Raw genomic sequence first — 4,360 nt, forward strand, 5'->3', positions numbered from 1 at the left:
TCGACATACTGGTCAATAATGCCGGCCACGATATTGGCGGCCGCATCCGTTTCGACCAGGGATCGGCGGATGACTGGTCTGCCATCATCGAGACCAATCTGATCGGCTTGATGCGCGTCACGCGCGCGATCCTGCCCGGCATGGTCGCGCGCGGCCGCGGCGACATCGTCAACATGAGCTCGATCAGCGCGCTCCGGATCGTGCCCGAGCAGGCGCCCTACTCGGCCAGCAAGGCAGGCGTGCACATGCTGAGCGACATCATCCGCGGTGAGCTCGCGGAGACGCCGCTGCGGGTCATCGAGATTATGCCCGGCCTGACGCGCACCAGCATCGTCACGACCCGCCACCGCGGCGACGAGGAAGCGGCGCGGCAATATTTCGAGCGCTTCGGCATGGCGCTTGACCCCGAGGACGTGGCGCGCTGCGTGATGTTCGCGCTGAGCCAGCCGCCGCATGTCCAGATCGCGCAGATGTTCGTGCTGCCTACGAACAGGTGGTAGGTCCCGTCGCCCAGGCCTGCACTGAGCCGGGCGGCCGGGGCCGGCCTGTTCAGTGAACGGCCGCGTACATGATGCGGCTTTCGCTGGCCTCGGCGATGTCCATTCCTCGACGACGCGCCCCTGCCGCGCAACGAGGATACGGTCCGAGAGAGCCAGTATCTCAGGCAGATAGGACGAGATCACCACCACCGCCATGCCGCTGTCGGCAAGCTCGTTGATGAAGTTGTGGATCTCGACGATGGTGCCGACATCCACGCCGCGCGTCGGCTCGTCCAGGATGACCAGCTTCGGCTTCTGGATGAGCGCCTTGGACAGCACGACCTTCTGCTGGTTGCCGCCCGACAGCTCGATCACGCGCGCATCGGCATCGATCGCCTTGACGCCCAGTCGCTTGGTCCAGGCCGTGGCAAGCTCGCGCGCATTGCGCGGCGTGACAGCGGTCAGCGGATTGCTGCCGGTCGCCAGCGCGCCGAGCTGGACGTTGCTGGCAATCGTCATCGTCTCGAAGAAGCCTTCGATCTTGCGGTCCTCGGTGACATAGACGACGCCGTCGCGCACAGCGGGCCGTGGCGTGCGGTAACGGACCGGCCGGTCCTCGAAGCGTACGGTGCCGCCGTGGAAATAGTCGCGCTTCAAGACGCCGGCGACGATCTTCATCGTCTCCGTTCGCCCCGCCCCGACCAGGCCGAACATGCCGGTGACCTGCCCCGCGAACACCGAGAAGGAGGTGTTTCGGACCGTATTGCCCATCGACAGGTTCTCGACGCTCAGGATCTTCTTGCCCATCGGCCGCGCCTTGCGCTTCTCGCCGGCATAGAGCTCGCCGGACAGGCTCCGTCCGACCATCGCCTGCACGATGCGATCGCGGTCGAAATTGCGCGTGTCGTCGGTGACGACGACCTTGGCGTCGCGCATCACCGTGATGCGGTCCGACAGGTAAAGCGCTTCCTCCAGCGCATGGCTGATGAAGATGATCGCGATGCCTTGCTCCTTCAGCCGGCGCGCCAGGTTGAAGAAGTGGAATTTCTCTTCCGGCGTCAGCGTCGCGGTCGGCTCGTCGAAGATGATGAGCCGGGCATGATGATGCACGGCGCGCGCGATCTCGACCATCTGCTTCTTGCCGGCGCCCAGGGTGGAAACCTGCGACGTGGGGTCGACGTAGAAATTGAGCGACAAAAGATAGCGCTGCGCCTGGATGTTGAGGCCGCGCAGGCGGTTGAAGAGTTTTTCGTCGCCAAGATAGATGTTCTGCGCGACCGACATCGACGGAACCAGATTGGTCTCCTGGAAGACCATGGCGACGCCATGCGCGAGCGCATCGGAAGGCGAGTTGAAAACCGTCGGCTTGCCGTCCAGCACCATCTCGCCCGAGGACGGCTGATAGACGCCGGCCAGCACTTTCATCAGCGTCGATTTGCCGGCGCCGTTCTCGCCGAGGATGGCATGGATCTCACCCGGACGGACGTCGAGGTTGACGTCCGAGATCGCGAGCACGCCGCGAAAGTCCTTGGACACACCGCGCAGTTGAACCAGTGAATTCATGCCGCCGTCTCGTCGTCGATTGCCACGATCTTGCCCGAGCCCTTGGCGCCGGCGATCAGCCTGCCACCTGTCTCGCAGAGCGACGTCACGCCATGGACATCGCCGTCGGCACGGCTCTGGTAGCTGCGCAGCATGGCCATGCGGTCGTCGCATCGCACCACCAGGCCGGTCGACCATGCCGGCGACCACGGCTTGAGCATATTGAGTTTCTTGCGCGCGCCGCCCTGGATCGGCTCGAGAAAGCTCTTTCCGGTCGCAAGCGCCGGCGCGATCCAGTAGGCCGGATCGATCGTGTCGACCATGCGGCGCCGGTATTCGTCCTCCTTGAGCACGAATTCGACCAGCGGATTGCGGGGCGCGAACATCGCCAGCCAGAAGCCGCCCGAGGCGGACTGCGTCATGCGACCCGGATAGGCGGGCAAGGCCGCAAGCGCGACGCGGGGCTGTGAGCCGCCCGCCAGCGCAAGGACGCGATGCCGCCACGCTTCAGCGACAAAGATGTCCTCTCCCGAAAGCGCCAGGCCTGCCGCGAACTCCAGCCCGCCCAGAAGCCGTTCGGCGCGGCCGCTGCGGGTATCGATGCGCCACACCGAGCCGCTCGCCGACTTCGTCATCAGATCGCGCTTCCATTCGCTCGCCGCGTGGCGATCCGATCCGACGGCGACGAACAATGTCGTCGGATCGGCGAAGACCATGGCCGTCACGCAAGAAGGATTGATGCCTTCGACCTTCAGCGGCCTTGAGGCGGTGCCGGGGCTTTCCAGGAGAATTCCGCGACCTTCGACCGCAATCGCCAGGTTTTCGTCCAGGGCGGCGATGCTGGTCACCAGTCCATCCATCGGACAACGCGCGCTCAGCTCAAATTGCGAGGCATCGCCGCTGGTTGAAAGGGTCAGCAGGTTGTTGCCGGAAGAGCAGAGGATGCCGTCATGCGCGGGTGTGAGATTGTCGACGCCGTCGAGCTGCATCAGCACCGGCATCGCGTCGAGCTTCGCGTTCGGCCGCAACGGCCCGTCCATCGGCGGCACGGTGCTGCCGGTGAGATCGAAGCCGCGGAAATTGGCCCAGGCTTTCCAGATCGCGCCGATCATGAACGGGCGCCCCAATAGGCGTCCTGCGCGCACCAGTTCGGGTCGGCATCGGGCAGGCGGTAGCGCCCGATGCGGTTGTTGGAGACGCCGCCGAGATAGAGCCAGCCGCGATGCTCGCGCATTGAGGTGATCATGGGATGGTTGAGGCCGCCAAGGTCCCAGAGATTGTCGAGGATCTCGCCCTTCTCGTTGAACTTCACCACGCAGCCGGTATTGATGTTGGGATAGAGCCACTGGTCCGGCGCGACGCGACGGGCCATGCGCTTACGGAAGCCGGGCATGCGCAGTGCTAGATCGAGTGCCGGCCCGCGCATGCCGAGCAGCGCCAGCCAGTAATTGCCGTCGGAAGAGCGGTTGATGTTGTCTGGGTAACCCGGAAGATTGGAGATCACCTTCTCGGTCCTGCCCTTCTTCGGACCGTCGAAATAGTAGCGGCTGATCGAGCAGGTCCAGCTCTCGGCGAACATGAAGGATTGCCCGTCGGAGCACATGGCGACGCCGTTGGCGAACACTAGTTTCGGGATTTCCGTATGCGTCTTGCCGGTGCGCGGGTCGTAGCAAATGATGCGCCCGCTGGCGCGGCTCTCGAGCGCATCGGTCGCCCAATCCTCCTGCTCGTAGCGGATGGTCGCCTCGCTGAAATAGATGCGGCCGTCCGGCGCCACATCGACGTCGTCGGCAAGGCGAAGGCGCGAATCGTCCACCACCGAGAACCAGCTGCGGTTCGTCTCGTCGGTCAGCTTGGTGACCGTCTTGTCGGGCGCCACCTGGAAAAGCCCCATGCCGCCGATGCAGACGAGCAGATTGCCGGACTTGTCGAAGGCCATGCCGAGCGGATGGCCGCCAATATGCGCGAACACTTCCGAGCGCTTATGATCGGGGCCGAAGAAGCGCACGATGTCGCCGTGGCGGGTGCCGCAATAGAGATTGTCGTCGCGATCGAGGATGACATCCTCCGGCCCTTCGATCTCGCCGAGGCCAATGATCTCGACCGAGCGCAGGCGGTCGTTGAGCATATAGGGTGAGCCGGGCGCATCGACCTGCGGCGAAGGCGGCAGCGACAGATAAGCGGGCGAGACATAGACCTTGGCCAGGATGCGGTGGCGGTGCTTCTGCCAGCGCATGTCGACGAAGACGGCGAGCAAAAGGATCGCGCCGAGGATCGTCGAGTTTATCGGACCGCTGATGCCGAGATTGATCAGGCCGTTGGTCAGCATGAGCACAAGC

At 64.4% G+C, this 4,360-nt stretch carries 3 protein-coding genes and 1 pseudogene; 1 reads left to right on the forward strand and 3 read right to left on the reverse strand.

The annotated features are described in order from the left end of the window. Positions 1 to 44: 44 nt before the first annotated feature. On the forward strand, positions 45 to 500 hold the full coding sequence (locus EOA27_RS24460; protein WP_245491150.1) for an SDR family NAD(P)-dependent oxidoreductase: 456 nt from the start codon (positions 45 to 47) through the stop codon (positions 498 to 500). A 49-nt stretch (positions 501 to 549) separates the two neighbouring features. Here EOA27_RS24460 and EOA27_RS24465 read toward each other — a convergent pair. The 3 genes and pseudogenes from EOA27_RS24465 to EOA27_RS24475 all read right to left on the reverse strand — a co-directional run. Then, positions 550 to 2,042, reverse strand: a pseudogene (locus tag EOA27_RS24465) (sugar ABC transporter ATP-binding protein). Then, a complete protein-coding gene (locus EOA27_RS24470) occupies positions 2,039 to 3,133 on the reverse strand; it encodes a strictosidine synthase (RefSeq protein ID WP_126081385.1) in 1,095 nt (364 codons plus the stop codon). The pseudogene EOA27_RS24465 and the gene EOA27_RS24470 overlap by 4 nt, the downstream one beginning before the upstream one ends. After that, the coding region (locus EOA27_RS24475) for an SMP-30/gluconolactonase/LRE family protein (RefSeq protein ID WP_189562102.1) at positions 3,130 to 4,360 on the reverse strand (1,231 nt) is incomplete at its 5' end. The genes EOA27_RS24475 and EOA27_RS24470, both read right to left, overlap by 4 nt.

It is taken from the genome of Mesorhizobium sp. M2A.F.Ca.ET.037.01.1.1 (genome assembly GCF_003998075.1).
Lineage (GTDB): Bacteria > Pseudomonadota > Alphaproteobacteria > Rhizobiales > Rhizobiaceae > Mesorhizobium.